Here is a 23,902-nt window from a genome sequence, read left to right on the forward strand (position 1 = left end):
TTTAAATTTATAAATTGTAAATGCTTTTTCTTTTAATTTAATAATAACCTCTTAATTTAAAACAGTAAACAGAATTAATAAAACTCCGTAATAATGAAAATAAATCACTATATTTAGTTTATAAAAATTAGAAAAATATAGGGTTGACTTAAAAAATTAAGGTGCTTAAATAGTCTAATAACTTTAATTACTTAATTATTATAAAACTTTAATAAACTATCTAAGATGTGAAAACGTTTCTACAATTATACTTGTAGAAAACAAAATTTAAGGAGTGATTGATTTGCAAAATATAGTTAATTCTAAAAATGATGAAAACGTTTTTTCAAAACTATTAAAATCAAAATTAGGTGTTTTTTCTATACCATTATACCTTGTAATTGCAATTATAGTTTATTTAGCATGTGTATATAATAAATTACCTAATGATATGATAGGTGGTTTTGCAGTATTAATGACAATGGGAATATTTCTTGGAGCTATAGGGGCAAAGCTCCCTGTACTGAAAAACATAGGAGGTCCAGCAATTTTTACAATATTTATTCCTTCTGCAATGGTTTATTATAAATTGATAAATCCATCAGCAATTAAAGCAATGACTACTCTTATGAAAAGTTCAAATTTTTTGTACCTGTATATATCATGCCTAATTACAGGAAGTATCCTTGGAATGAATAGAAAAGTAATGATAAAAGGATTTGTAAGAATGTTTGTTCCGCTCATAGTAGGAACAATAGGTTCTATATTATTTGGATTACTTATTGCAGTTATATTCGGATTTAAAGCACAAAAAGCATTTTTTTATGTAATTTGCCCAATATTATCAGGAGGACTTGGAGAAGGGGTTCTTCCTCTTTCAATGGGATATGCAGATGTCCTTCATGAGTCTCAGAGTGCATTTATTGCACAACTTGTACCAGCAGCTATGATAGGAAATGTAGTTGCAATAATAATATCCGGCATATTGAAACATTTGGCTGAAAAGAAACCACATCTTACAGGTAACGGACTTTTAGTAAAAACAGGTGATGATAAAGAAATATTAGAAGCTATGAATACTGAAAAAACTGTAGATTTTAATTTAATGGGTGGAGGATTGTTAGTTGCTTGTATTTTCTTTGTATTTGGAGCATTAGCAAGCAAATTCATTGGTATTCCAGGACCTGTAATCATGATTTTTATGGCGGCAATTGTTAAATACTTAAAGCTTCTTCCAAAAGAAATTGAAACAGGAGCTTATCATATGTATAGTTTTACAAGTAAAAGCCTTACGTGGCCGCTGCTTGTTGGAGTTGGAGTAGTTTATACACCGTGGAAAGATGTAATAGCTGTAGTTTCACCTATATATATTCTAATTTGTGCAGCAGCAGTTATAGCAATGGTTACTTCAGGATTCTTCATAGGTAAATTATTAAACATGTATCCTATTGAATCAGCTTTAGTAACTGCTTGTCATAGTGGATTGGGAGGAACTGGTGATGTAGCTATACTTTCCTCTGCAAACAGAATAGAACTAATGCCTTTTTCACAAATATCTACTAGACTTGGTGGAGCAACAATGGTAGTTATAGCTACTATGCTTTTGAAAATGTTATCTTAGAAATTTTAAATGAAATAGGGAGGCATATATATGAAGATCAATAAAATAGCTAAAGCAGGTACACTTGAATCTAATGACATTTTAATAATGGTTGTACCAAATGAATCATGTGGAATAAAAATTGAAATTGATAGTGTTGTAATGAAGCAGTTTGGTAAACAAATAGAAAGTGTCATTATAGATCAAATTAAAAAAATGAATATTGAGGATATAGAAATTAAAGCTCAGGATAAAGGGGCGTTAGATTATACTATAAGAGCTAGAGTTCAGACAGCTATAGAAAGGGCATTATAACAATTGAAAAGAGGTAATATAAATGAAGGAATTAAGGAGAACAATGCTTTTTATGCCCGGTAACAATCCGGGAATGCTCCAGAATGCACCAATACTTGGAGCTGATTCTGTAATACTTGATTTAGAAGATGCAGTTAGTCTTACTGAAAAAGATAGTGCCAGAGCACTAGTAAAAAATGCAATTAGTTCATTGGACTATTCTAAAGTGGAATTGGTAGTTAGAATAAATCCACTGGATACAGAATATGGTCCAAAGGATATAAAAGCTATTGCAAGTGTAAAACCAGATGTACTTATGATACCTAAAGCCACAGAAAAACAACTTGAAGACATAGATAATATGCTTTGTGAAATAGAAAAACATAGTAATTTTGAAAAAGGAAATATAAAGTTATTTCCAATAATTGAAACTGCATATGCCCTGGAAAATGTATATGGAATAATAAATTCTTCCAAAAGGGTTTCAGGAGTTCTTTTGGGAGCAGAAGATTTAACTTCAGATTTTGGTATAAAAAGAACTAAAGAAGGAGAAGAAATTTTTTATGCTAGGAATAGAGTCTCTACTGCTTGTAGGGCAGCAAGAGTTGACGCAATTGACACACCGTTCACAGATACAAATGATTATGAGGGACTAAAGAAAGATACAAGTAAAGCGAAGAGTCTAGGCTTTACAGGTAAGGCGTCTATTAATCCAAGACAAATAGATACTATACATGATGTTTTTTCTCCAACAGAAGCAGAAGTAAAGCATGCTCTTAGAGTATTAAAGGCAAGAGATGAAGCAAAAGAAAAAGGACTTGGGGTATTTTCACTGGATGGTAAGATGGTAGATGCTCCAGTTATTAATAGGGCAGTTACTACGTCAAAATTAGCTAAGGTTTTAGGATTGATATAATAAAAAGCTCTGTTTATATTAAAATTTAGAGATAATTATGTTGAGAAATGAGGGATAACATGAAGAATATACTGGGAAGAGAAATTCCAGATTATATTGAAGGTTACGGAAAAGTAAAGCCTTTCAAGGGTGCGTCTGCAAGTTATGGTATAAAGACAAAATCAAAAGTAAAGCTTACTTCAATAAAACCTGGAGATAAAAAATTACTTTCAAGCATAAATGAAGCTTTAGATAAAGTAAAAATAAAAGATGGAATGACTATTTCTTTTCATCATCACTTAAGAAATGGTGATTTTATTTTAAACAATATAGTATATGAAATAGCTAAAAGAGGTATAAAAGATATAAAGATAGCCGCAAGTTCAATATTTCCTATTCATGAGCCATTGGTTGAACATATGAAAAATGGGGTTGTAACGGGAATAGTGACAAATTATATATCAGGCCCTGTAGCAGAGGCAGTATCAAGGGGATATTTAAAAACACCTGTTGTTATGATGACACATGGTGGGAGGCCAAGGTCAATAGAAAGTGGAGAGCTTCACATAGATATAGCTTTTATAGCAGCACCTACAGCAGATAGTTATGGTAATATAAATGGTGTTTATGGTAATGCGGCTTGTGGATCACTTGGATATGCTGTACCTGATGCGCAGTATGCAGATAAAGTTGTAGCAATTACAGATAATTTGGTTCCTTATCCTGCTTGTCCTATAGAAATAAGCCAGGAATACGTTGATTATGTAGTAAAAGTGGACTCAATAGGTAATCCGGAGGGAATAGTATCAGGAACAACAAAAATTACTAAGGATCCAGTGGGTCTTAAAATTGCACAAATGGCTGCTAGAGTTATGGATGTATCTGGTTATATAAAAAATAACATGTCATTTCAAACTGGTGCAGGTGGTACATCGCTGGCAGTAGCAGCGGAGTTGGAAAAAATAATGAAGGAGAGAGGTATAGTTGGAAGTTTTGCGGCAGGTGGTATAACTGGTTATATTGTAGATATGTTAAATGAAGGATTATTTAGAAATTTATTTGATGTACAGTGCTTTGATTTAAAAGCTGTAGAATCATATAGGGACAATCCTAAGCATCAGGGAATGGGAGGATCTATGTATGGCAGTCCATCAAATAAGGGAGCTGTAGTCAACAATCTAGATGTCATGATTCTTGGTGCAACTGAAATAGATACTGATTTTAATGTAAATGTAACTACAGGTTCTAACGGAATAATAATGGGAGGATCTGGAGGACACAGTGATACGGCAGCCGGTGCAAAGCTTGCAATTGTTGTTACAAATCTTGTAAAGGGCAGACTCCCTATAATAAAAGATAAGGTGACTACAATAACTACACCAGGAGAAAGTATAGATGTAGTTATTACAGAAAGAGGAGTGGCTATAAATCCAAGAAGAAAGGATCTAGTTGAAAAACTTGAAAAAAGCAATCTCCCTATAATTACAATAGAAGAACTTAAAGATAAAGCTGAGAAGATGACTGGTAAACCAGAAGCAGTAAAATTTTCTGATGATATAGTTGCAGTAGTTGAATATAGAGATGGAACAGTTATTGATGTGGTTAAAAAAGTGTTAGGATAGTTTTAGCATGGAGTTATACAAAATAAGTAAAGTTCTAACCATCAGATGGGGTTTCGATCCTATCTGATGTTTTTTTTATGATTAATACAAAATAACTCGATATTTTTGTTATTTTGTATTAATTTATATAGGGAGGGATTATAATGAAGATAAAGAAAGATCATTTTAAATTGCATACGAGAATTGCATTATTAGTATGTGGAGTTGTAGCACTTGTATTAATAGTAACAAATGTTTTTATTAGTAAAAAAATAACGGATATGACTAGAGAACATCTTGAGGAAAAAGCTTTTGATATTGCACATATTGTTTCTCAATCACCTACAATAATTGACGGACTTAATAATCCACAGCATGAGAGTAAGATTCAATACTTGGCTAATAAGATGAAAGACTCAACAAGTGTTCAATTTATTGTTGTTACGGATATGAAAGGAATTAGGAAATCCCATCCTGATAAAATAGAGTTAGGTAAAAAAGCTATAGGTGGAGATTTCGGAAAGGCATTCCAAGGAAATGAATACGTTTCCGAAGCTCAAGGAACTTTGGGAAAATCTCTTAGAATTTTTGTTCCTATTAGAGACGATAATAGCCATCAAATTGGGGTGGTTGTTGTTGGAATTATGATGGATAAAGTACAGCAATCAGTTATACAAAGTAGACATACAATATATTTTGGTATAGTTTTTGGGTTCTTGACAGGTGTAGTCGGAGCTGTTTTACTTGCTAATAATATAAAGAAAACTATGTTTGGAATGGAACCATCTGATATAGCTAAAATGTTGAGGGAAAGGAGTGCCATGCTTAAGTCTGTAAGAGAGGGAATACTTGCTGTAGACAAGCATGGAATAATAACACTTGTCAATGATGAGGCTGCGAGAATATTTGATAAAGCTGATATACGTAAGGTTGTGGGTAAAAAAGTTGATGATTGTGTTGATAATACTAGACTTATTCAAGTACTAAAATCGGGTCAATCAGAACTTGATAGGGAACAAGAACTTAAAGGCATAACTTTGATTACAAATCGTATCCCTATTTTTGTGAATAATAAAATTGATGGTGCTATTGCTACCTTTCGTGATAAGACAGAGGTGAAGATACTGGCAGAACAACTTACAGGTGTAAAGTCATATGCTAATTCACTTAGGGCACAAACCCATGAATTTATGAATAAACTCCATGTAATACTAGGTATGCTGAGCATGAAATCTTATGACGAATTATCCGAATATATACAAACTATTGCTAATAAATATCAAAAAGAAATTGGCTTTGTTATAAGGCATTTTAAAGATCCTGTACTATCAGGATTTATACTTGGAAAAATGAGTTATGCAAGAGAAAAAAATGTTAGCTTAGTATTGTCAGAAGATTCATATGTTCTAGAGCCTTCTAATAAAGAAATTACTCATGAATTGATAACAGTTGTAGGTAATTTGATAGATAATGCAATAGATGCAGTTTCTATAAGTGAAGATAAGATAATTTATGTAAGCTTGGTTCCGGATGATGATCGTTTGCATATTACTGTTTCAGATACTGGAAATGGGTTTGATGATAAAAATAAGAATGAAATATTTAAAAAAGGTTTTTCAACAAAAGAAGGTAGTAGAGGCTTTGGACTTTACTTAGTTAGAAGAAGTATAGAAAAGTTAGCTGGGAGAATAGATGTATACTCTAAAATAAATGAAGGTACTACTTTTGATATTGAAATAAACTATGAAAGAAAGGGTGATTTAATTTGATAAAAGTCCTAATTGTCGAAGATGATCCCATGGTGTGTGAATTAAATAAAAGATACTTAAGCCAGGTAAATGGATTTAAATTAGTAGATACTGCTCCTTCCTTTGAAGATGCAGTTAAAGTACTGAAAAAAAATCAAATTGATTTAATATTACTTGATATTTTCATGCCAGGAAAAAATGGACTTGATTTGTTTAAATATATTAGAAAATTAAATGGGGAAGTTGATGTTATAATTGTTTCAGCAGCTTGCGATATAAATGTGATAAAAAAGTCACTTCACTTAGGTGTGGTTGATTACTTAATTAAACCATTTGAATTTGAAAGATTTAATTCTGCACTTTCAAGTTATAGGGATGCTCAAAATTTTATAAAGGGGAATAATGTTATAAATCAAAAAGACTTAGACAATTATATCCTTAATAAAGATCAACAAACGATAAGTAATCTTCCCAAAGGATTAGATAAAAATACACTACAAAATGTTTGGACAAGCATTTTAAAGGTAGGTATAGATGATTTTTCAACAGTAGAATTGGCTGAAATGATGGGAATGTCAAGAGTTTCTATGAGAAAATACTTGGAGTTTTTGCATAGAATAGGAGTATTAACTATGAATATAGAATATGGTTTGGTTGGAAGGCCTGAGTATAAATATAAATGTATTAATTTTAGTGGAAATTTTTTGAGACACTATTAACTAAAAGTATTTTTCTAGCACGAAAATTATTGATAATATTTATGCCAGATTTTAAATATTTGCATTGAATGTTTTTTGAAATTTAACAAATACTATCCTTAAGATTATATAGGCTTGAGGTGGTATATTAATGAAAAGTGATCATAAAGGACTTTCAGCAGTCCAGCTTACAATGATGGCTTTAGGAACTGTAATTGGTGGTTCATTTTTCCTAGGTTCTGCTGTGGCTATTCATGCGTCAGGTCCTTCTATTATTATTGCTTACATACTAGGAGGAATTTTAGTATATTTTATTCTTTCTGCACTTTCTGAAATGACTGTATCTGACCCAGTTCCAGGATCTTTTGCTACCTATGCAGGTAAAGCCTTTGGACGTGGAACTGAATTTATGGTGGGATGGGTTTATTGGACAGGAATGGTTCTAGCTATGTCCAGTGAGGCAGCAGCAGTATCAATTTTAATTCGCAGGTGGTTTCCTAAACTATCAATATCTTTAGTTGGAAGCATTGTTATTATTTGTATTACACTGCTCAACCTGTTGGGTGCAAGTAAATTGAGCAAGCTAGAGAGTGTTCTTGCTTCTTTTAAGATAGCTGCCGTACTATGTTTTGTTATTATTGGTATACTTTTAATTACAGGGTTAATGGGGGGAGTTTCACAAGTCAAATTAGGTCAATTAGGAAGAGAACCTTTTTTTGCTGGGGGAATAAAAAGCATTGCAGGAAGTATGCTTATAATTATGTTTGCATATGCTGGTTTTGAGATAATTGGTTTAGCTGCGTCAGAGACTAAAGATCCTGAAAAAGTAATTCCAAAAGCTATTAGATATACTGTGTTAAGCCTTGTTGGACTTTATATAGTTTCTGCAGCTGTAATTATATTTTTAATTCCTACAGCTGCCATTAATGAAAGTGTAAGCCCTATGGTAGCAGCCCTTAACAATTGGGGAATGGGTTGGGCAGGTAATGTTATGAACATAATAATGATTACTGCTATACTTTCTACAATGTTAGCAGCTATGTTTGGACTTGGAAGGATGATTCGGTCTCTTGCAGATAGAGGGCATGCACCTGCATTATTGAGGGATAAAAAGGATATACCTTATAGAGGAATGATGTTTTCGGGTTTTTCTATGCTTTTAGGGCTTATAATTGGACTCCTATTTCCAAAAGTTTACTTATTCTTAGTAAGCTCGGGAGGTTTTGCATTACTCTTTACTTATGCAATTATTGTAGCTTCCCATATTCGTTTTCGCAAAAAAAACTTACAGGAATTAGAGAAAAAATCATATCCTTATGGTTCACTGATTACTTTAATAAGTCTTGTTGTTATTATTGCAAGTATGCCTTCTATTTCAGGGCAAACCTCAGGACTTATAGCTGGAATTATAATTATAGTCGTATACTTATTTATATATTTAGGTGTAGAAGTTTATAAAAGAACCAGAGAAGCTATAAGTGTGGATAATAAGTTAAGTGTAAAAAAACAAATAGTTGATTTACTTACAGAGTTTTCTGAGGAAATTACTGATCATAGGAAAAATAAAAAAGAAAAATAATTATATGTGAGTAATTTCAAATAAAAGTTTTATTCTATTTTTTATAATCTTGATTCCATAAATATTTTTAAATTAAAAATAAGACATAATAAATATTTTGTTTAATTTATTATAACATAATATAGCGTTAAATCCAGTTTTTATTAGAATAAGTACATAAAAGTGCCACAAATGATAACATTTATTTACTTATGATGTAATTTTATGTAAATTTGTGTATAAAATTTGTTACTAATAATAAAAAAATTCATTTAATTACACAATAATATGACAAAATATTTATTATGTACTAATAATGTAAATTATATTTTATAGTACCACAGTTTAATATAGAGTAGAAAGGAATAGTGAGGATATGATCAAAGTAAATCAAATAGACAGTGTGAAAGAATTTGCTAAAGTTCAAGCAAATTTAGTATCTGGTGGAGTTGTATACGGAATTATAGAAGGCGATACTATGAAATGGGTACAGTCTTCAGACTCATTTAGTTTGGATGTATTTCACGTTGATAAAAAATTTGATAATAATAGTACAACTCTTACTGCAATTCGTGAAAAAAGAGTACTGTCTCAGAAAGTTCCTCGTTCTGTTTATGGAATGAGACTTTTAATAACTTCAATTCCTATTGTAGATGAACAGGGTCAAGCTGTCGGTGCTTTTTCTATGGCTTTTCCTAAATTACATCCTGTAGCAAAAGCTTTCGAAAATTTTGCACCGATGTTAGCTGAAATGTTTTCAGAAGGTGTTTTTTTGTGTTTAACTGATCTTCAAAAGTTTGTATGTGTACAATCTTCAAAACAATTTGATATTAATTCTATAAAAATTGGAGATAAATTTGGATCAGATTTTATCAGTAAAGAAGTGATAAGTACAGGAAAAGCCAAAGTTGAAAAAATAGATGCTTCAAAGTATGGAACTCCTGTTATGATGTTAGGTTATCCACTAATTGATGAATATTCAAATGAAGTTGTTGGTAGTTTTGTTATAGCTATGCCAAAGGAGACTGAAGCAGAGTTACGTAATATGTCGGGAAATCTTACAGAAAGTATTACAGGGATATCTTCTGCTATTGAAGAATTGGCAGCATCAGCATCACAAATACATACCAATGAGCAGGAACTTAATAATGATATAAGTCAGATAACAGAATTATCAGAAGAAATAAAAAAGATATCTTCTTTTATAGAAGATATTGCAAATGAAACAAAGATGTTGGGACTAAATGCTGCTATTGAAGCGGCTAGAGCAGGACAAGCTGGTAGTGGTTTTGGTGTAGTGGCAAATCAAATAAGAAAACTTTCTGAACAAGCTAAGAGTACAGTGCCTAAGATTAAGAAATTAACAGATAATATTGAAGAAAAGGTAGATGGATCTAGCAAGAAAAGTAAGGGATCTCTAGCTTCAAGTCAGGAACAGGCTGCTGCGACTGAAGAAATTACAGCAAGTATAGAAGAGATAACTACCATGTCAGAAAAATTAAGTGAAATTGCACTTAAGCTTTAATCATATATAAAGATCTTAAACGAAAAATCAACTTATACTCTGGATACTTTTTATAACCTTCAGTTCCTTAAATATTTTACTAAGACTTATATACAAAATATTTAAAAGAGCTTCATTGTTGTAAAAGTATGCCTACGTATAAGTTGATTTTTAAGTTAGAGATTTATCAGGTAATTATCCTCGTATGGTTGGTTATCATAAGTAAAATTTGAACTTACAAATAGAGATATGCCGATAAAATTGAAAGCAAATTTAAAAAATTTTTAAATTTAATGAAGTGTTTTTTGTTTTTGAATCGTTATAGTAAGTGTAAGGATAAACAGAGTTCTAAGTTTCAGGTGAAGTTTTTTCTCTATCTGAAACTTAGAAATTGTTATCCAGGGGCGCAGCAGCCATCGGATGAAAAAGGCGGTGATGATTATTCAAAGAGATGAATTTGCAAATTATATAAAACAATATGAACGTTTAATCATTACTATATGTTTATCTTTTACAAAAAATTATTTTGATGCAGAGGATTTGGCACAACAAACTTTTCTGGCTGCTTATAAAAATTATGAGAAGTTTCAAGGAGAAAATTTTAAAGCCTGGCTCACTAAAATTGCTGTAAACAAGTGTAAAGACTATATGAAAAGTCCTGCACGAAAAATAAATAGTTTAACTGATGAAGAATATGAATGTCTAGAAGATGAGAAAAGCTGTATTGAAGATACTGTGATAGAAAATGATACTTCACAGAAAATACATGACTTGTGTAATAAATTAAAGGAGCCTTACAGGACTGTAGCCATAAATTATTTTTGTAAAGATATTAAACTTTCCCATATGGCTGAATCTACGGGGCAAAAGCTAAAAACTCTGCAGACACATTTGTATAGATCAAAAAAATTATTAAAAGTTTTATGGAGGGAGGAGTTTATGTGAGTGAAGTACTGTTTGATGAAAATGGACATTTAACTGAAAAAGCCATAAAATGCCTTAAGGATGGTTCCTTAAAAAGTGAGGAGACCATTATGATTTTAGATCATGTTTCTGAATGTGAAAAGTGTAGCGTCTACCTTGCTGATGGTTTTGATGATACTGAACTTGTAAAAGCTCCTTCTGGATTTTGTGATGAGGTAGAGAATAAAATAAAAAAGAGAAAAAGTAATGAATTCATTTTTTACTCAGTCAGGGTTTCAATTGCAGCTTGTATGGCACTCATGATTGTTTTTTCAAACACATTAAATTTTATAATAAATGCAAAAAAAGTAGCGGATATTGCAGCGCCAAATTTAAGTATCGTAAACTCAATAAATACAAATATAAGCAATTTTTCTCAGAAGATAATTAATATGGAGGGTTTTAATAATGAGAATGAAAAAAGGTAAGATTTCAACATTTATTTTTTCACTTTTGCCTGGTGCAGGACATATGTATATGGGATTTATGAAAATGGGAATATCTTTTATGTCAGCTTTCTTTTTTGTCATATTTATATCTGGCTGGCTTAACATAGGTCCTCTTTTGTTTGTTTTGCCTCTTATTTGGTTTTATTCCTTTTTTGATTGTATAAACAAACGGTATTCTTCGGATGAAGAATTTTTAAATTTAGAAGATAATTATTTGTTTTCACTTGATAAACTATTGAAAGTTGATCAAAAAGTATTTACAAAACAGAGATTATTTGTAGGTATAATATGTTTATTCCTTGGGTTGTATTTAATATGGGAGAATGTAATGAATACTTTATGGGGACATATTCCAAATGAGATATATGAGATGCTGTCTGATGTAACGAGAACTGCACCTAGAATAATCATAGGCATTGCAATAATTGCTGCAGGTATAAAACTGATCAAAGGTAAAAAGAGGGAGATGGATGAAGATGTTTAAAGGTCGTAGAGTTGGCACTCTTACGGCAGGTATAGTGCTCGTTATGTTTGGAACAATGTTTTTGCTAAATAGAATGCTTCCCAATATGAATTATTATCTAATAGTGTCATTATGGCCTATTATTCTAGTACTTTTAGGTATTGAAATTATTGCAGGATATATAATAAATAATGAAGAAAAGATGAAATATGATGCAGGTGCCATTATTTTAGTAATATTATTATCTCTTTTTTCAATGGGTATGGCAGGTGCCCAATTTATAATTCTTCATTTTCCCCAATGTAAAATTATTTTCTAAATGGGGAAGATCCTATTAAATTAATTCTAAATAGTAATTGACAGAAACAGGTTTGATGTTTAACATTAAACCTGAAATTTTTGCGTATATTTTAGTAGGAGTGTTGAAAATGTTAATGACTGATGTTAAAAGGTATAAAGCTGAAACTTGGGACATAATGCAATTTATGTTTGAAAAGTTCAATGATCATCAACTTCATTGCGTAATTGAATTGGATAGCCATATTGATGAAAATTGTTTAAAAAAAGCAGTGTGTATGTCAACCTGGGAATTTCCGTTAATAACCTGTAAGTTTGTAGAAAAGAAATCCTCACCTTATTGGCAAAGTTGTAAATTTGCAGCAGATGATATTGTAAAAATAATTGAAACTGAAAAAATTTATGAAGAGATAGAAAAATGTATTGTACTAAAAACAGATACATTTAAAGGACCACAACTTAGAATAAATATTATAAGAAGTAGTACACATGATTGTCTTTGCATAATAATTAATCATATGCTCTGTGATGCTGCAGGCTTTAAGGATTATCTTTATATGCTAAGCTATATATATTCCAATCTAAAAGATAACCCTGGCTATACCCCTAATTTTCAGATGAGTTCTAGAAGTGTAAAGCAGGTGCTGGATAATTTTGATGATTTGGATAAGGTTAAAATATTTTTTTCTTCATCACAGGTGTCTAAATACAATGGTGGTGTCTATTTTCCTTTGGAAGGAGACAATAATAGTCCTTTTGTTGTTATTCATAAGATTACTAATGACAGAGTTAAATTTATAAAAAAATATGCTAAGGAAAGTAAGACAACTATAAATGATATTGTTATCGCATCATATATAAGGGCTCTTTACAAGGAATTACATTGCAGCCATATAGCTCTTCCTTGCCCTGTGGATCTTAGAAGATATATTCCAGAAAAGAAGGCACAGGGAATATGTAACTTAACATCAAATATGGTATGTGATATAGGAAAAGATATAGGTAGAAATTATAAAGAAACTCTTTTGAAGGTAAAAAAGTCCATGGAACATGAAAAGAAAAGTTTTTCATGTCTTAATGGTCCAATGATGCTTGAAATTATATTTTCTCTATTGCCTTATAAATTTGCAAAATCACTTATATCAAAGTCATTCCACAATCCTCCTATAGCTATGACTAACATTGGAATTATAGATAAAGAGAAGCTTTCGTTTTATGGAGCTGGAATTAAAGATGCTTATATGAATGGCTCTATTAAATATAAGCCTTATTTTCAAGTCGCACTTACTACTTTTGATGATGAATTTACCTTTAGTGTAAACTTTTGTGGTACACAAAAAGATAGACAGAAGATCAAGAGTTTTTTGCAAACCCTTGATGATGAACTCCCCAAACTGATATAATCTAATGTATATAGAATTTGGGGGAATATAAAATGAAATATAAATATATATTATTTGATTTGGATGGAACAATTACAGAGTCTAAGGAAGGAATAACTAAATCAGTACAGTATGCATTGAAGAAATTTGGTATTATAGTGGAAAGCCTTGATTTGCTTGAAAAATTTATAGGGCCACCATTAAAGTATTCATTTAGTGAATATTATGGCTTTGATGAAAATAAATCTCTTGAGGCAGTGCAGTATTACAGAGAATATTTTGAGAAAAAAGGAATAATGGAAAACAAAGTGTATGACCATATTGAAGATTTACTAAAACAATTGAAAGAGATGAAATTAAAATTAATTATAGCGACATCAAAGCCTACTAAATTTTCAAATATAATATTAAATAACTTTAATCTAACCCCATATTTTGATGCCATTGTTGGCAGCAATATGAATGGGACAAGATGTACAAAAGGCGAGGTAATAAAGCATGTAGTAGAAAAGTATAAGATTAATCCTAATGAAGCTGTAATGGTAGGAGACAGAAAATATGATATGATAGGGGCAAGACAAAACAATATGGATTCTATAGGAGTAACCTATGGATATGGGTCTCTAGAAGAATTAAAAGAAAAAGAGCCAACTTATATAGTAGATAATGTAATGGATATATTGAATAAAATTACACAGTAATATTTAAAATAGCATCACCTGTTTGTCCTTGAGACTTGGGCTCTCTTTAAATTACATGTAACTAGACTTCTACCTCTAGGACAACAGGCTTTTCTTTAGGTACTATTGACTTATGACATCTGGATTTTTCATTAGATCCTTCACTCTATTTCATCTTGGAGCTGCTTTATCTTCTTTAGATCCAGGATATCCAGAATCTCTTTTATCTTCTTTATCTCTATTTCATCTAATCCAGGGCAGCACGGCTCTCCTTTTGGACCTCTAGGACCAGGACAGCCTCGGTCTCCTTTTGGACCTCTAGGGCCAGGACAGCCAGGTTCTCCATCATGTCCTCTAGGACCAGGGCAACCAGGGTCCCCTTTTGGACCTCTATCTCCAGGGCAGCCGGGATCACCTTTATCACCTTTAGGACCAGGACAGCCAGGATTTCCTTTGTCGCCTTTAGGTCCTGGGCAGCCGGGATCACCTTTATCACCTTTAGGACCAGGACAGCCAGGATTTCCTTTGTCGCCTTTAGGTCCTGGGCAGCCGGGATCACCTTTATCACCTTTAGGACCAGAACAACCAGGATCGCCCTTATCACCTTTAGCTCCAGGATCGCCAGGATCACCTTTATCACCTTTAGATCCAGGACGACCGGGATCGCCCTTATCGCCTTTAGCTCCAGGATCGCCAGGATCGCCCTTGTCACCTTTAGCTCCAGGACGGCCAGGATCGCCTTTATCACCTTTAGGACCAGTGCAACCGGGATCACCTCTATCACCTTTAGGACCAGGACAACCAGGATCGCCTTTTGGACCTTTCTTACCGCAAATTGTTATACACTTATGGTAACAATCATCTTTTGATTCATCATGGCATTTAGAACCATTCATATTGTATTTGCTTGTCTCATCGAATTCCATTTCTTGAGTCTCAGTATTTTCGCTTTCATTTTTATCAACAAATTCACGGCTACTTTTTGAGTGACCCGATCTTCTATGCTTTGCCATATATTTATTTCCTCCTTTTTATAATAATTTAGATAACATATCTAAAGCCATGTCAAATTAAAAAACAATATAAATAAGGATTACTTAACTTAAGGAGTTAATCCTTAATACATAATATGTTGATTTACTAATATTGCAACTATAATCAAGGCTTAAAATTAGCATTAATTAATGTATATATGCCAGTACTTAAAAAAATACTGGCATAATTAAAATTTTTTTATATTACATGATTAAATTTAAGAACATGGTTGTCTGCAGGTTAGGTTAAGTGTAATATCTATATCAGATTTTACAGGTAGGTGTCCTGCACCAAGGAATACCTGAGAATTTGGATCTGACAGGAATATGCTGTTTACAGTATTTTCGATAGTTGCAGTACCGAACAGTGAACTTGATATAACTGTAAAACGTACTGTTCTATTTATTGATCCTCCTGCAGGTATTTGGAGATTATTAGCGCTAAGTGTAATATTTGTAGGGCCAACTATATTAGTGTTAAGAGGAACTGATTCCTCACTTGAAGTAAATTTGGCAGTGAACCCCCCAAAATCATTAAACTGTAATGTTATACCAGATGGTATGAAAAAATTGTCAATTACATTGACAGCAGTATTAGGCGATAGGTCTATAGAGGAAATTGTTACTGTAAATGAACCGCTATTTTCATTAATATTGCAGCATTTTACAACAGCTAGTTCAACAGCACTAAATTCCGTTGAACAAGTATCTGTACTTTCTGTGCCTGTTGCGGATGCTCTAACTGTATTGTTTATAGTATAGGTTCTAGGCACAGTTATACTAGTAATTGGGATTGTATAAGTTACAGGTATTGTATCTCCCGGGTTAATGGTACCAATATTTCCACTTATAATAACTTCTCCAGAAACAGTTGTATTTATTGAAAGGGTAGATGGATTGACTATAATTGTACCTAGTATCAGTGTTGATGAAATAAAAACCGTATCAAGGTACTGTACGTTATCAAGAGCAGCATTTCCTGTGTTTGTAACATTAACTGTGTAGTTTAAGGTTACTTGATTATTGGCAATTGTATGATTACATGTTTTTATAACTGAAAGTATTCCATGGTCATTACATTTAGGAAGAAGAAGGCAATCGCAAGCAAAAGTTAATATATTATTAGCTGCTTTTATTTTTATTGGTTGTGTGTCAGTAGGGAAATTGCCTACTAATTCAAGTCTATATTCTACACTTACGCCTTTCTGGTATCTTTCGCTAACTTCTATTTTTAGCCATTGAAAGCCTAAAGGTGCATTACCAAAATTAGGATCAGTTAAAGATAGTGTAAAATTGATAGATTGAAATTGTCCACACCCATCTATTTTTTCAAAAACTTCTACACTTTGTGATGATATAGATTGACAAATAGGAATAACAAAATTACTTATAGCTCGGGTATCATTATTGCAGTCGGTAATAAATTTATAAGTCCAGAAAGACTTTGTAAGCAGAGGATCATAAGCTGGATTGTTGACTACCCTTCCATCAGAAAGAGTCTGGCATTGTGGTTGTACAACTGAAATACCATTTTGTGCTCCACAGCAGCATATATTTGTATAGGATGTGCAGCTACATGGCTGTACTTGATCTGCCATATAATATCACTCCTCTTTTATTCTAATTGAAATTATAATTCTAATTTAATATATTATAAAATTAAATAAGTGTTACAAAGATAAGAATTTGTATATTTAATGGCATTTGGTACTAGGAAGTATATCTATACTTGATGTTGATGACAGATTTTTTATATCAATAAGTACCTGTGAATTAGGATTTGCTAGAGTAATACTTTTTAAAGTATTTGTGATAGTTACCTTGCCTGCTATTGTACAGGACATTATTCTAAATGTAATTGCTTTGTAGATACATCCATATTGTAGTATTTTGAGATTTCTGCAGGTGAGAATAATATTTTGTGGACCAGTTATATTGGTATTAATAGGCACAAGATCACATCTATTTCTAAATGCAGCAGTATACATCCCAAAATCATTAAATTGTAAAGTAACGCCATATGGAATGAATAAGTAATTTATTATGGTTACTTCTGTGTCAGGTGAATAACGCGTATTCCATATTGTAAGTATAAAAGAGGCTTTGTTTTGTTTTATTATCATGCAGTGATTTTCTGAACTAAGTTTTACAGCATCAATATTTGTAGAGCAGATGCTGTGGGATGACGTATGCATAGCAGAAACTACAACATTGCTACCTATTTTATATTTTTTTGGTTTAGTTATATTTTCTACTGGAATTGAATAGATAACTGTTAACATTTGACCGGGTTTTATTATGTCAAAACGTCCGTTTATTAGAACTTGTCCGGGTACATTTCTATCAATGGAAAGATTAGATGCATTAATGTGTATTTTACCTAGGATGAATGAAGTTGGAATGTATATTTTATCGTTATAAATAACATTATTGAGAGCAGCATTCCCTGTATTTAAAATATTGACCTTGTATTTTAAAATAGCTTTGTTATTGATAATAGAAGTGAAGCAGCTCTTTTTTACAGCAAGATTTCCTTTAGAATTACAAGTTGGTACAAGTATACTATCTTCAGTAAATTTAATTATATTATAAGTTGTTTCTATTTTTAAGGACTGAGGACTAGAAACATAATTCCCGAAAATTTCTAAAATGTATTCTACACAAACTCCTCTATGATATCTTTTTGAATTTTCTATTTTTAACCATTTAAATCCTTTAGGAGCATAGTAGAAACAAGGATCATTTTTTATAATGGTAAATGCAACAGGATTGAATACAGTATTACAGTCTAGTCGTTCATAAACTTTAATATTTTCTGGTTTGATTAAGTAACAAATAGGAATACCGATACTTTTTATACTTCCATCCATTTGCATATCACAGTCAATTATGAATTTGTATGTCCAAAAGGATGATGCAAGTGACGACACATAAGCTGTATTGTTTACAGTACTGCCATCTGGAAGCATCTGACATTCTGGCTGTATTATTGAAATACCATTTGAATATTTGCAGGAATATATGTTTTTATAGGGTATTTTGTTGTAAGGCTTAGAAGAATCTGCCATAAGAAATTTCCTCCTTTAAAATATATAATCTTTAAATCTTAATAATTAATATATTTACAAAATATTTTAGTGATACAAAAATTCAAAATTTGATAATAAAATATAGCTTTTTATATAAAAAAGGGTATAACAAAAAAGCCTAAAATTTTAGACTTGTCAAAAGTTTTTATAGTGATGAAATTTGTTAGTATATGGCTAGTATAAGTTAACTTTCAAACTAGAAACTCTACAATGGTTAGCTCTTGTAGTATTTTTTAGGGGAAAGTCCAAACATCTTTTTAAAGGCTCGCACAAAGTTGGAGTAATCTCCAAAACCAGATTTTGTGCAGGCATCTGATGCATTTTCACCATTTGATATTAACAAATTAGCCATAATCAATCTTTTCTGAAGTATATAATTGTGAAGGGTATATCCGGTTTGCTCTTTAAATTTGTGCATTAAATAGTACTTACTTACATAAAATTTAGAGGATAGAGCATCTACAGAAAGATTTTTGCTTAAATTCTTATTTATATAATCTAGAATATTATCCATGCTCTTATCATATTTTATGTCATTGGATTCCGAAATATTTTTTTGTTTTAAAAACAATCTATTTATATAGACTATAAACTGTAGAAAATATGAAATCCTCAGTACGTTGTAACCCAATTCTTTGTTTTTAAAGGTGTCTTCAATTTGAAAAAGTATTTTTTTTACATCTGCAAGCCATGTACCTTCAAGTCTCAATAAATTAAATCTTTGTTTTGATGCCAGTTCAAAGCAGCTTAATAAATTACAGTTATGATTATATCTTACTAGGAAGTCTGAATTTAGCCACATAATTATACGTTCATAGGTTTCGTTTGAGTCTATTATAGCTTTGTGTATATCATTGCTGTTTACAAGAAGTATATCCCAGGGTTTTAATTTGTAGGATTTACCTTCTATTAGATAAGTTACATTACCTGATATAAATATTACTATTTTATTAAAATTATGATAGTGAAATTGGAATTTAATATCTTTTTTATCCTTTAAGTGGAATATTTCAAAATCACTTTTCAAATAACCTCTCTTTACTTTTTGAGTTGTATTTTTAATCATTCAACCATACCTCAACTATATTATATTTATATGCTAAAGCATTTTTCGCAATATTTCAAGCACTTTTAGCAATAAAACAAGTAAAAAATCAGTATATAATAAATATAAAGATTAAATGAAAAAATGAGGTGTTTTTATGAGTTTATTTACTGGTTCTGCAGTTGCAATTGTAACTCCATTTAAAGAGGGCACTGTAAACTTTGATAAATTAAAGGAACTTTTAGAATGGCATATAAAATCAGGTACGAAAGCCATAGTTGTTTGTGGAACTTCAGGTGAAGCCACTACTATGACGGAAAAAGAAAAGAAAGATACTATAAAGTTTACTGTAGATACAGTAAATGGAAGAATACCGGTGATAGCTGGTACAGGTAGTAATTGTACTGCGCAGGCTGTAGATATGAGCGTATGGGCTGAAAGCATAGGGGTAGATGGGCTCCTCGTAATTACTCCTTATTACAATAAAACTACACAAAAAGGAATTATAGAACATTTTAAAGCAATAAACGATAGAGTAAAAACTCCTATAATAGTTTACAATGTTCCAGGAAGAACAGGGTTAAATATACTTCCAAAAACTTTGAAAAAATTATGCGAATTTAAAAACATAAGCGGAATAAAAGAAGCTAGTGGTAACATAAGTCAAATTGCTGAAATGAAAGCACTTTGTGATGACAGAATTGACATATATTCTGGAAATGATGATCAGGTAATTCCAATATTGTCTTTGGGGGGTCGCGGTGTAATATCTGTAATGGCAAATATAGTACCCTGTGATATGGGAAAAATGTGTGAATTATTCTTTAAAGGTGATATAAAGGCTGCACTTAAATTGCAGTTGGATTTATATTCGCTAATAAAGGCAATGTTTATAGAGACGAATCCTATTCCAGTAAAAACTGCTATGAACATTTTAGGTAAAAATGTTGGGAACTTGAGACTTCCTCTTACTACTATGACGGGTGAAAATTTAAAAATATTAGAAAATGAATTAAAAAATTACGGACTTTTATAATAGAAATTAATAGCTTATAGAAAGGAGTGATAGAAAGTGAAAAGCTTTTTTAAAAACTATAAATTTTCAATTATATTATTAGGTTCAATAATTTTAGGTGCAATTATAGGCGTATTGTTAGGATCTAAAGCACTAGTATTAAAGCCTTTTGGAGATTTATTTTTAAATTTAATGTTTATGGTTATAATACCTTTGGTATTCTTTAGTGTTACTTCTGCTATAGCAAACATGAAAGGTATGAAAAGATTAGGTAAAATTATGGCAAGTACCTTTGTAGTATTTATATGTACTGCGCTTGCAGCGTCTGTAATTGGTTTTATAGGTGCTTTAATAGTAAATCCTGCAAGAGGTATAGATTATTCAGCCCTTAAAAAGATTGTAACAGCTGGAGGAGGTGCTGCTGATAAAGTGAAGCAAGTAGGGCTTTTACAGCAGATTGTGAATACTCTTACTGTTTCAGATTTTGTTTCTCTATTTTCTAAAAGTAATATGCTGCAGCTCATTGTATTTTCAGTACTTTTTGGTATTTCGACTTCAGCTCTTGGGGAAAAGGCTGAATCTGTTGCAAAATTTTTAGAGGCAGCATCTAATGTAATGATGAGAATGGTTAAAATAATAATGTATTATGCTCCAATAGGTCTTGGATGTTATTTTGCTGCAGTAATAGGATCTCTTGGACCACAAATACTTCAGGGATATTTAAGAGTATTTCTTCTATATATAGTTATATCAGTTATTTATTATTTTGGGTTCTTTACTTTCTATGCATTTTTAGCGGGTGGCAAGATTGGAATTAAAACATTCTGGAAAAATGCTGTAGCTCCAACAATAACAGCACTCGCAACTTGCTCGAGTGCAGCAAGTATTCCTGTTAATTTGGAATGCACAAAAAAAATGGGAGTATCGGAGGATATAGTTGAAACGGTAATTCCATTAGGGGCAAATATTCATAAAGATGGTTCTGTAATTGGTGGTGTTATGAAAATTACTTTCTTGTTTGGACTATTTGGAAGAAGTATGATTAGTCCTACAGCTATACTTTCCATAATTTTTGTATCCTTTTTAGTTGGAGCTGTAATGGCAGCTATACCTAGTGGAGGTATGATTGGTGAGATGCTTATATTAAGTGTGTACGGACTTCCAACGGAGTTGCTTCCTATAATTGCTGTCATAAGTGTAATAATAGATGCACCGGCTACTGTGCTTAATTCTACAGGAAATACAGTAGCTAGTATGGTAATATCCAGGCTTGTAGAGGGAAAGTTAACATTTGAAAAAAAGTATGGCATAATAGAAAATAAGTAAGACTTGTAAGATTGTATAACTTAATTTTTGCATATAAGAAATTTTGACTTAATATAAAAAATCACGAACTAAATGGATTCACAATTCACAGTTCACAATGTACAATTTCGGTAGATTTTTCTCCGCTGTGCTGCGAAAAATTTTAAATTTAAAGCTTATTGAAGCTTTGCTTCAATAGTGCTATATTTTAGATTTTCTGAAGTTTTAACGGAAGAAAATCATCCTTAATTGTGAATTGTGCATCGTGCATTGTGAATTAATTGCTTCGCAAAGTTGAGTTAATTATAGAGATAAAGGGGGGCATTTTATGAAGTATAAAATTGGACATGAAATTCAATTTACTCAGAGTTTTTGGCTGCCAGTAGAAGGTGGTAAAAAGTTGAAGGTATTAAAAGGCGATAAAGCTGTAGTGGTAAAAAAAATAGATGATAATTCAGGAGAAATATTATATATGACAGGGGAGGCTTCCGGCAAAAGCCAGATTATAAATATTGAAGTGGATGATCAAATAGATGGAGATTATATAGCAAGACAAATAATGGAAGGACTTTAATTGAAGCATCATAGGGTTTGAAAACGAAAAATCAACTTATACTCTGGACATTTTTGGTAATTAAAAATTAAGAGTTAAGAATTAATAGTTATGGATGATTTTCCTCTCTAAAAATTCATATATGGTGAATAATGAGGAAGATAAATAAGCTTTAGCTTTTCCTTATACAGGTTGAAGCAATTACATTAATATCTTTAGAATTTCTAATTGAAAATTTAACTTATACGTAAAATGTAATGACAAAGTTGAAAGCACCTTTAAAAACTTTTCCATAAGTCTTAGTGAGGCATTTTAGAAAATCTTAGGAGCTTAGATATGTCTAAGGTACGAGTTTAGCTAAGGTTCTTAGATTTTCAAAATACTGAACTTTAGACTTGTCAAAAGTTTTTATGGTGTTGAAGTTTGTCATTACATGCTCTGCATAAGTAAACTTTCTACTTAGAAACTCTATATTAATCACATCTTAAAGTTTTATAAGTAATAGTGGTAGGTTCACTGCAGCATACTTCTATATCTTCGTTGCTTATTTTAGTATTTAATTTAACGGGATATCCCCATAATTCGTAAATGCATTTTAAAGTAGCTTCCATATAACTTGAATTTAATTCTCTCCCATCGTAAATATGTTTTAATACGATGGTATTGTCTTTTTTTAAAATATCATCAACAACAATATTGGGAATGGAACCCATACCACAATTATTGCATAAGGTATTTCTGATTTCAATCCATCCCTTTTCATCAGGAATTTCTTTTATTACATAGTCACTGCGTTGTTTTGCATATTCAAATAAATTTAGTTTATAACACAGCTCTTTTGTTAAGTATCTTCGAATAAAAGAGGCATCTCTTTCCAGCGCTCTTACTTCAAATATCTTATTTTCTCCGTATCTTTTATCTAAGTCTTCAAATATTTTAAAGCCAATATAATAGGGGTTAATTCCTCCCATAATAGGTGTAATTATATCATTATGTCTTTTAATGAATTCAATGTGAAGTGGAGGCGAGAGGTCAAGTCTATTTAAGGTCTTATAATGCCAGTAACTTGCCCAACCTTCATTCATAATCTTTGTTTCAACCTGAGGTATAAAATATGCAGATTCTTTTTTTACTACATATAAAACATTTTTTTGCCATTCTTCTAGTTGACTGTGATTTATAATAAAATCTATTAAGTCTTCTTTTGATTCTTCCTCTGTTTTTTTTACACCTATGGATCTGTTTGTTTGAAATCTTATGGAATGAGCGGCATTTAAAATTTTTTCTACTCCTTCATACCCGATGCTTGGGTCATTTATATATTCTCTTATCATATCTGCGTCATTTTTAAACATTTCAAGAGTATAGGATGCTTTAGTACCCTCTTTAAACAACCTGTTATTTTTAAAGAAATCATTATGACCGTATACATGAGCCATTGTTAGAATTTGCAGCAGCAGTGTATTGTCCTTCATCAAATAAGCAAGACAGGGATTTGAGTTTATTACCATTTCATAAGGAAGTCCTGTAAGGTTATATTTGTAAAGTGATTTTGTCCTATCATAGGATTTGCCAAAACTCCAGTGAGGGTATCTAGCAGGCATTCCCAGATAGGCTTCGTATCCTATCATATCTGTATAACTTACAATTTCAAATTCTTGAGGATAAAAGTCAAGTCCTGATTTTTTAGATGAATCTTCTATAATGTCACACCATTTTTCTAAATCTGTACCTGTATATTCCAGAAAAA

The 23,902-nt window shown here is 31.5% G+C and carries 23 protein-coding genes; 17 read left to right on the top strand and 6 right to left on the bottom strand.

The genetic code is table 11. The features are described 5' to 3' along the window. Positions 1 to 283 precede the first annotated feature (283 nt). From DMR38_RS01710 to DMR38_RS01775, 14 genes are all read left to right on the top strand, one after another. Positions 284 to 1,600: a 2-hydroxycarboxylate transporter family protein gene (locus DMR38_RS01710; RefSeq protein WP_127719711.1), complete on the top strand. Its 1,317-nt coding sequence runs from the start codon at positions 284 to 286 to the stop codon at positions 1,598 to 1,600. A gap of 30 nt (positions 1,601 to 1,630) precedes the next feature. Then, positions 1,631 to 1,894 carry a citrate lyase acyl carrier protein gene (gene citD / locus DMR38_RS01715; RefSeq protein ID WP_063555660.1) on the top strand — a complete coding sequence of 88 codons (264 nt, stop codon included), beginning with the start codon at positions 1,631 to 1,633 and terminating at the stop codon, positions 1,892 to 1,894. Between the two features lie 22 nt (positions 1,895 to 1,916). Further along, positions 1,917 to 2,789, top strand: coding sequence for an aldolase/citrate lyase family protein (locus DMR38_RS01720; RefSeq protein WP_127719712.1), 873 nt, complete (start codon positions 1,917 to 1,919; stop codon positions 2,787 to 2,789). Positions 2,790 to 2,848: 59 nt separating this feature from the next. Continuing rightward, positions 2,849 to 4,390: a citrate lyase subunit alpha gene (gene citF / locus DMR38_RS01725; RefSeq protein ID WP_127719713.1), complete on the top strand. Its 1,542-nt coding sequence runs from the start codon at positions 2,849 to 2,851 to the stop codon at positions 4,388 to 4,390. A gap of 143 nt (positions 4,391 to 4,533) precedes the next feature. Continuing rightward, positions 4,534 to 6,138, top strand: coding sequence for a DcuS/MalK family sensor histidine kinase (gene dcuS / locus DMR38_RS01730; protein WP_127719714.1), 1,605 nt, complete (start codon positions 4,534 to 4,536; stop codon positions 6,136 to 6,138). Next, positions 6,135 to 6,836: a response regulator gene (locus DMR38_RS01735; RefSeq protein ID WP_127719715.1), complete on the top strand. Its 702-nt coding sequence runs from the start codon at positions 6,135 to 6,137 to the stop codon at positions 6,834 to 6,836. Before dcuS ends, DMR38_RS01735 begins: the two co-directional genes overlap by 4 nt. 130 nt (positions 6,837 to 6,966) lie before the next feature. Continuing rightward, complete coding sequence (locus DMR38_RS01740) at positions 6,967 to 8,394, top strand: amino acid permease (protein ID WP_127719716.1); 1,428 nt, start codon at positions 6,967 to 6,969, stop codon at positions 8,392 to 8,394. A gap of 355 nt (positions 8,395 to 8,749) precedes the next feature. Then, positions 8,750 to 9,898, top strand: a complete 1,149-nt coding sequence (locus tag DMR38_RS01745; RefSeq protein ID WP_127719717.1) for a methyl-accepting chemotaxis protein — start codon at positions 8,750 to 8,752, stop codon at positions 9,896 to 9,898. A 411-nt stretch (positions 9,899 to 10,309) separates the two neighbouring features. Next, positions 10,310 to 10,822 carry a sigma-70 family RNA polymerase sigma factor gene (locus tag DMR38_RS01750; protein WP_175413098.1) on the top strand — a complete coding sequence of 171 codons (513 nt, stop codon included), beginning with the start codon at positions 10,310 to 10,312 and terminating at the stop codon, positions 10,820 to 10,822. Further along, positions 10,819 to 11,268 (top strand): hypothetical protein, encoded by a 450-nt coding sequence (locus tag DMR38_RS01755; protein ID WP_127719719.1) that lies wholly within the window; start codon positions 10,819 to 10,821, stop codon positions 11,266 to 11,268. The genes DMR38_RS01750 and DMR38_RS01755 overlap by 4 nt, the downstream gene beginning before the upstream one ends. Continuing rightward, positions 11,249 to 11,773, top strand: a complete 525-nt coding sequence (locus tag DMR38_RS01760) for a hypothetical protein (protein ID WP_127719720.1) — start codon at positions 11,249 to 11,251, stop codon at positions 11,771 to 11,773. Before DMR38_RS01755 ends, DMR38_RS01760 begins: the two co-directional genes overlap by 20 nt. After that, positions 11,766 to 12,071, top strand: coding sequence for a DUF5668 domain-containing protein (locus tag DMR38_RS01765; RefSeq protein WP_127723848.1), 306 nt, complete (start codon positions 11,766 to 11,768; stop codon positions 12,069 to 12,071). Before DMR38_RS01760 ends, DMR38_RS01765 begins: the two co-directional genes overlap by 8 nt. 109 nt (positions 12,072 to 12,180) lie before the next feature. Beyond that, complete coding sequence (locus DMR38_RS01770; protein ID WP_175412896.1) at positions 12,181 to 13,452, top strand: WS/DGAT domain-containing protein; 1,272 nt, start codon at positions 12,181 to 12,183, stop codon at positions 13,450 to 13,452. Between the two features lie 32 nt (positions 13,453 to 13,484). Continuing rightward, on the top strand, positions 13,485 to 14,132 hold the full coding sequence (locus DMR38_RS01775; RefSeq protein ID WP_127719722.1) for an HAD family hydrolase: 648 nt from the start codon (positions 13,485 to 13,487) through the stop codon (positions 14,130 to 14,132). 140 nt (positions 14,133 to 14,272) lie between these two features. Here the strand turns inward: DMR38_RS01775 and DMR38_RS01780 are convergent, their stop codons facing one another. From DMR38_RS01780 to DMR38_RS01795, 4 genes are all read right to left on the bottom strand, one after another. Then, on the bottom strand, positions 14,273 to 15,124 hold the full coding sequence (locus DMR38_RS01780; protein ID WP_207670770.1) for a collagen-like protein: 852 nt from the start codon (positions 15,122 to 15,124) through the stop codon (positions 14,273 to 14,275). A gap of 239 nt (positions 15,125 to 15,363) precedes the next feature. Next, positions 15,364 to 16,743, bottom strand: a complete 1,380-nt coding sequence (locus tag DMR38_RS01785; RefSeq protein WP_127719723.1) for a hypothetical protein — start codon at positions 16,741 to 16,743, stop codon at positions 15,364 to 15,366. A 96-nt stretch (positions 16,744 to 16,839) separates the two neighbouring features. Then, entirely contained in the window at positions 16,840 to 18,213 is a 1,374-nt protein-coding gene (locus DMR38_RS01790; protein ID WP_127719724.1) for a hypothetical protein, read from the bottom strand. 235 nt (positions 18,214 to 18,448) lie between these two features. Beyond that, positions 18,449 to 19,300, bottom strand: coding sequence for an AraC family transcriptional regulator (locus DMR38_RS01795; protein WP_127719725.1), 852 nt, complete (start codon positions 19,298 to 19,300; stop codon positions 18,449 to 18,451). A 136-nt stretch (positions 19,301 to 19,436) separates the two neighbouring features. On the opposite strand from DMR38_RS01795, the gene dapA reads away from it, so the two are divergent. The 3 genes from dapA to DMR38_RS01810 all read left to right on the top strand — a co-directional run bounded on the left by dapA (position 19,437) and on the right by DMR38_RS01810 (position 22,173). After that, positions 19,437 to 20,315 (top strand): 4-hydroxy-tetrahydrodipicolinate synthase, encoded by an 879-nt coding sequence (gene dapA, locus DMR38_RS01800; RefSeq protein ID WP_127719726.1) that lies wholly within the window; start codon positions 19,437 to 19,439, stop codon positions 20,313 to 20,315. 36 nt (positions 20,316 to 20,351) lie between these two features. Next, positions 20,352 to 21,620: a dicarboxylate/amino acid:cation symporter gene (locus tag DMR38_RS01805; protein ID WP_127719727.1), complete on the top strand. Its 1,269-nt coding sequence runs from the start codon at positions 20,352 to 20,354 to the stop codon at positions 21,618 to 21,620. Positions 21,621 to 21,927: 307 nt separating this feature from the next. Beyond that, the gene (locus DMR38_RS01810) at positions 21,928 to 22,173 is read left to right on the top strand and encodes a hypothetical protein (protein ID WP_127719728.1); all 246 of its coding nucleotides are present in this window, start codon (positions 21,928 to 21,930) and stop codon (positions 22,171 to 22,173) included. A 319-nt stretch (positions 22,174 to 22,492) separates the two neighbouring features. Here DMR38_RS01810 and DMR38_RS21665 read toward each other — a convergent pair whose 3' ends face one another. Together DMR38_RS21665 and DMR38_RS01815 are read right to left on the bottom strand one after the other, a co-directional pair. After that, a complete protein-coding gene (locus tag DMR38_RS21665; RefSeq protein WP_175412897.1) occupies positions 22,493 to 22,633 on the bottom strand; it encodes a hypothetical protein in 141 nt (46 codons plus the stop codon). Further along, on the bottom strand, positions 22,626 to 23,897 hold the full coding sequence (locus DMR38_RS01815; RefSeq protein ID WP_127723852.1) for a SpoVR family protein: 1,272 nt from the start codon (positions 23,895 to 23,897) through the stop codon (positions 22,626 to 22,628). Before DMR38_RS01815 ends, DMR38_RS21665 begins: the two co-directional genes overlap by 8 nt. Between the last annotated feature and the right edge of the window lie 5 nt (positions 23,898 to 23,902).

It is taken from the genome of Clostridium sp. AWRP (assembly GCF_004006395.2).
Lineage (GTDB): Bacteria > Bacillota > Clostridia > Clostridiales > Clostridiaceae > Clostridium_B.

What these genes read in the sequence shown, in the direction of transcription:
- DMR38_RS01810 (WP_127719728.1), top strand. Translation starts at nt 21,928, where the DNA reads ATGAAGTATAAAATTGGACATGAAATTCAATTTACTCAGAGTTTTTGG.
- DMR38_RS01770 (WP_175412896.1), top strand. Translation starts at nt 12,181, where the DNA reads ATGTTAATGACTGATGTTAAAAGGTATAAAGCTGAAACTTGGGACATA.
- DMR38_RS01780 (WP_207670770.1), bottom strand. Translation starts at nt 15,124, where the DNA reads ATGGCAAAGCATAGAAGATCGGGTCACTCAAAAAGTAGCCGTGAATTT.
- DMR38_RS01740 (WP_127719716.1), top strand. Translation starts at nt 6,967, where the DNA reads ATGAAAAGTGATCATAAAGGACTTTCAGCAGTCCAGCTTACAATGATG.
- DMR38_RS01745 (WP_127719717.1), top strand. Translation starts at nt 8,750, where the DNA reads ATGATCAAAGTAAATCAAATAGACAGTGTGAAAGAATTTGCTAAAGTT.
- DMR38_RS01760 (WP_127719720.1), top strand. Translation starts at nt 11,249, where the DNA reads ATGAGAATGAAAAAAGGTAAGATTTCAACATTTATTTTTTCACTTTTG.
- citD (WP_063555660.1), top strand. Translation starts at nt 1,631, where the DNA reads ATGAAGATCAATAAAATAGCTAAAGCAGGTACACTTGAATCTAATGAC.
- DMR38_RS01785 (WP_127719723.1), bottom strand. Translation starts at nt 16,743, where the DNA reads ATGGCAGATCAAGTACAGCCATGTAGCTGCACATCCTATACAAATATA.
- DMR38_RS01790 (WP_127719724.1), bottom strand. Translation starts at nt 18,213, where the DNA reads ATGGCAGATTCTTCTAAGCCTTACAACAAAATACCCTATAAAAACATA.
- DMR38_RS01720 (WP_127719712.1), top strand. Translation starts at nt 1,917, where the DNA reads ATGAAGGAATTAAGGAGAACAATGCTTTTTATGCCCGGTAACAATCCG.
- DMR38_RS01765 (WP_127723848.1), top strand. Translation starts at nt 11,766, where the DNA reads ATGTTTAAAGGTCGTAGAGTTGGCACTCTTACGGCAGGTATAGTGCTC.
- DMR38_RS01795 (WP_127719725.1), bottom strand. Translation starts at nt 19,300, where the DNA reads ATGATTAAAAATACAACTCAAAAAGTAAAGAGAGGTTATTTGAAAAGT.
- citF (WP_127719713.1), top strand. Translation starts at nt 2,849, where the DNA reads ATGAAGAATATACTGGGAAGAGAAATTCCAGATTATATTGAAGGTTAC.
- dcuS (WP_127719714.1), top strand. Translation starts at nt 4,534, where the DNA reads ATGAAGATAAAGAAAGATCATTTTAAATTGCATACGAGAATTGCATTA.
- DMR38_RS01775 (WP_127719722.1), top strand. Translation starts at nt 13,485, where the DNA reads ATGAAATATAAATATATATTATTTGATTTGGATGGAACAATTACAGAG.
- dapA (WP_127719726.1), top strand. Translation starts at nt 19,437, where the DNA reads ATGAGTTTATTTACTGGTTCTGCAGTTGCAATTGTAACTCCATTTAAA.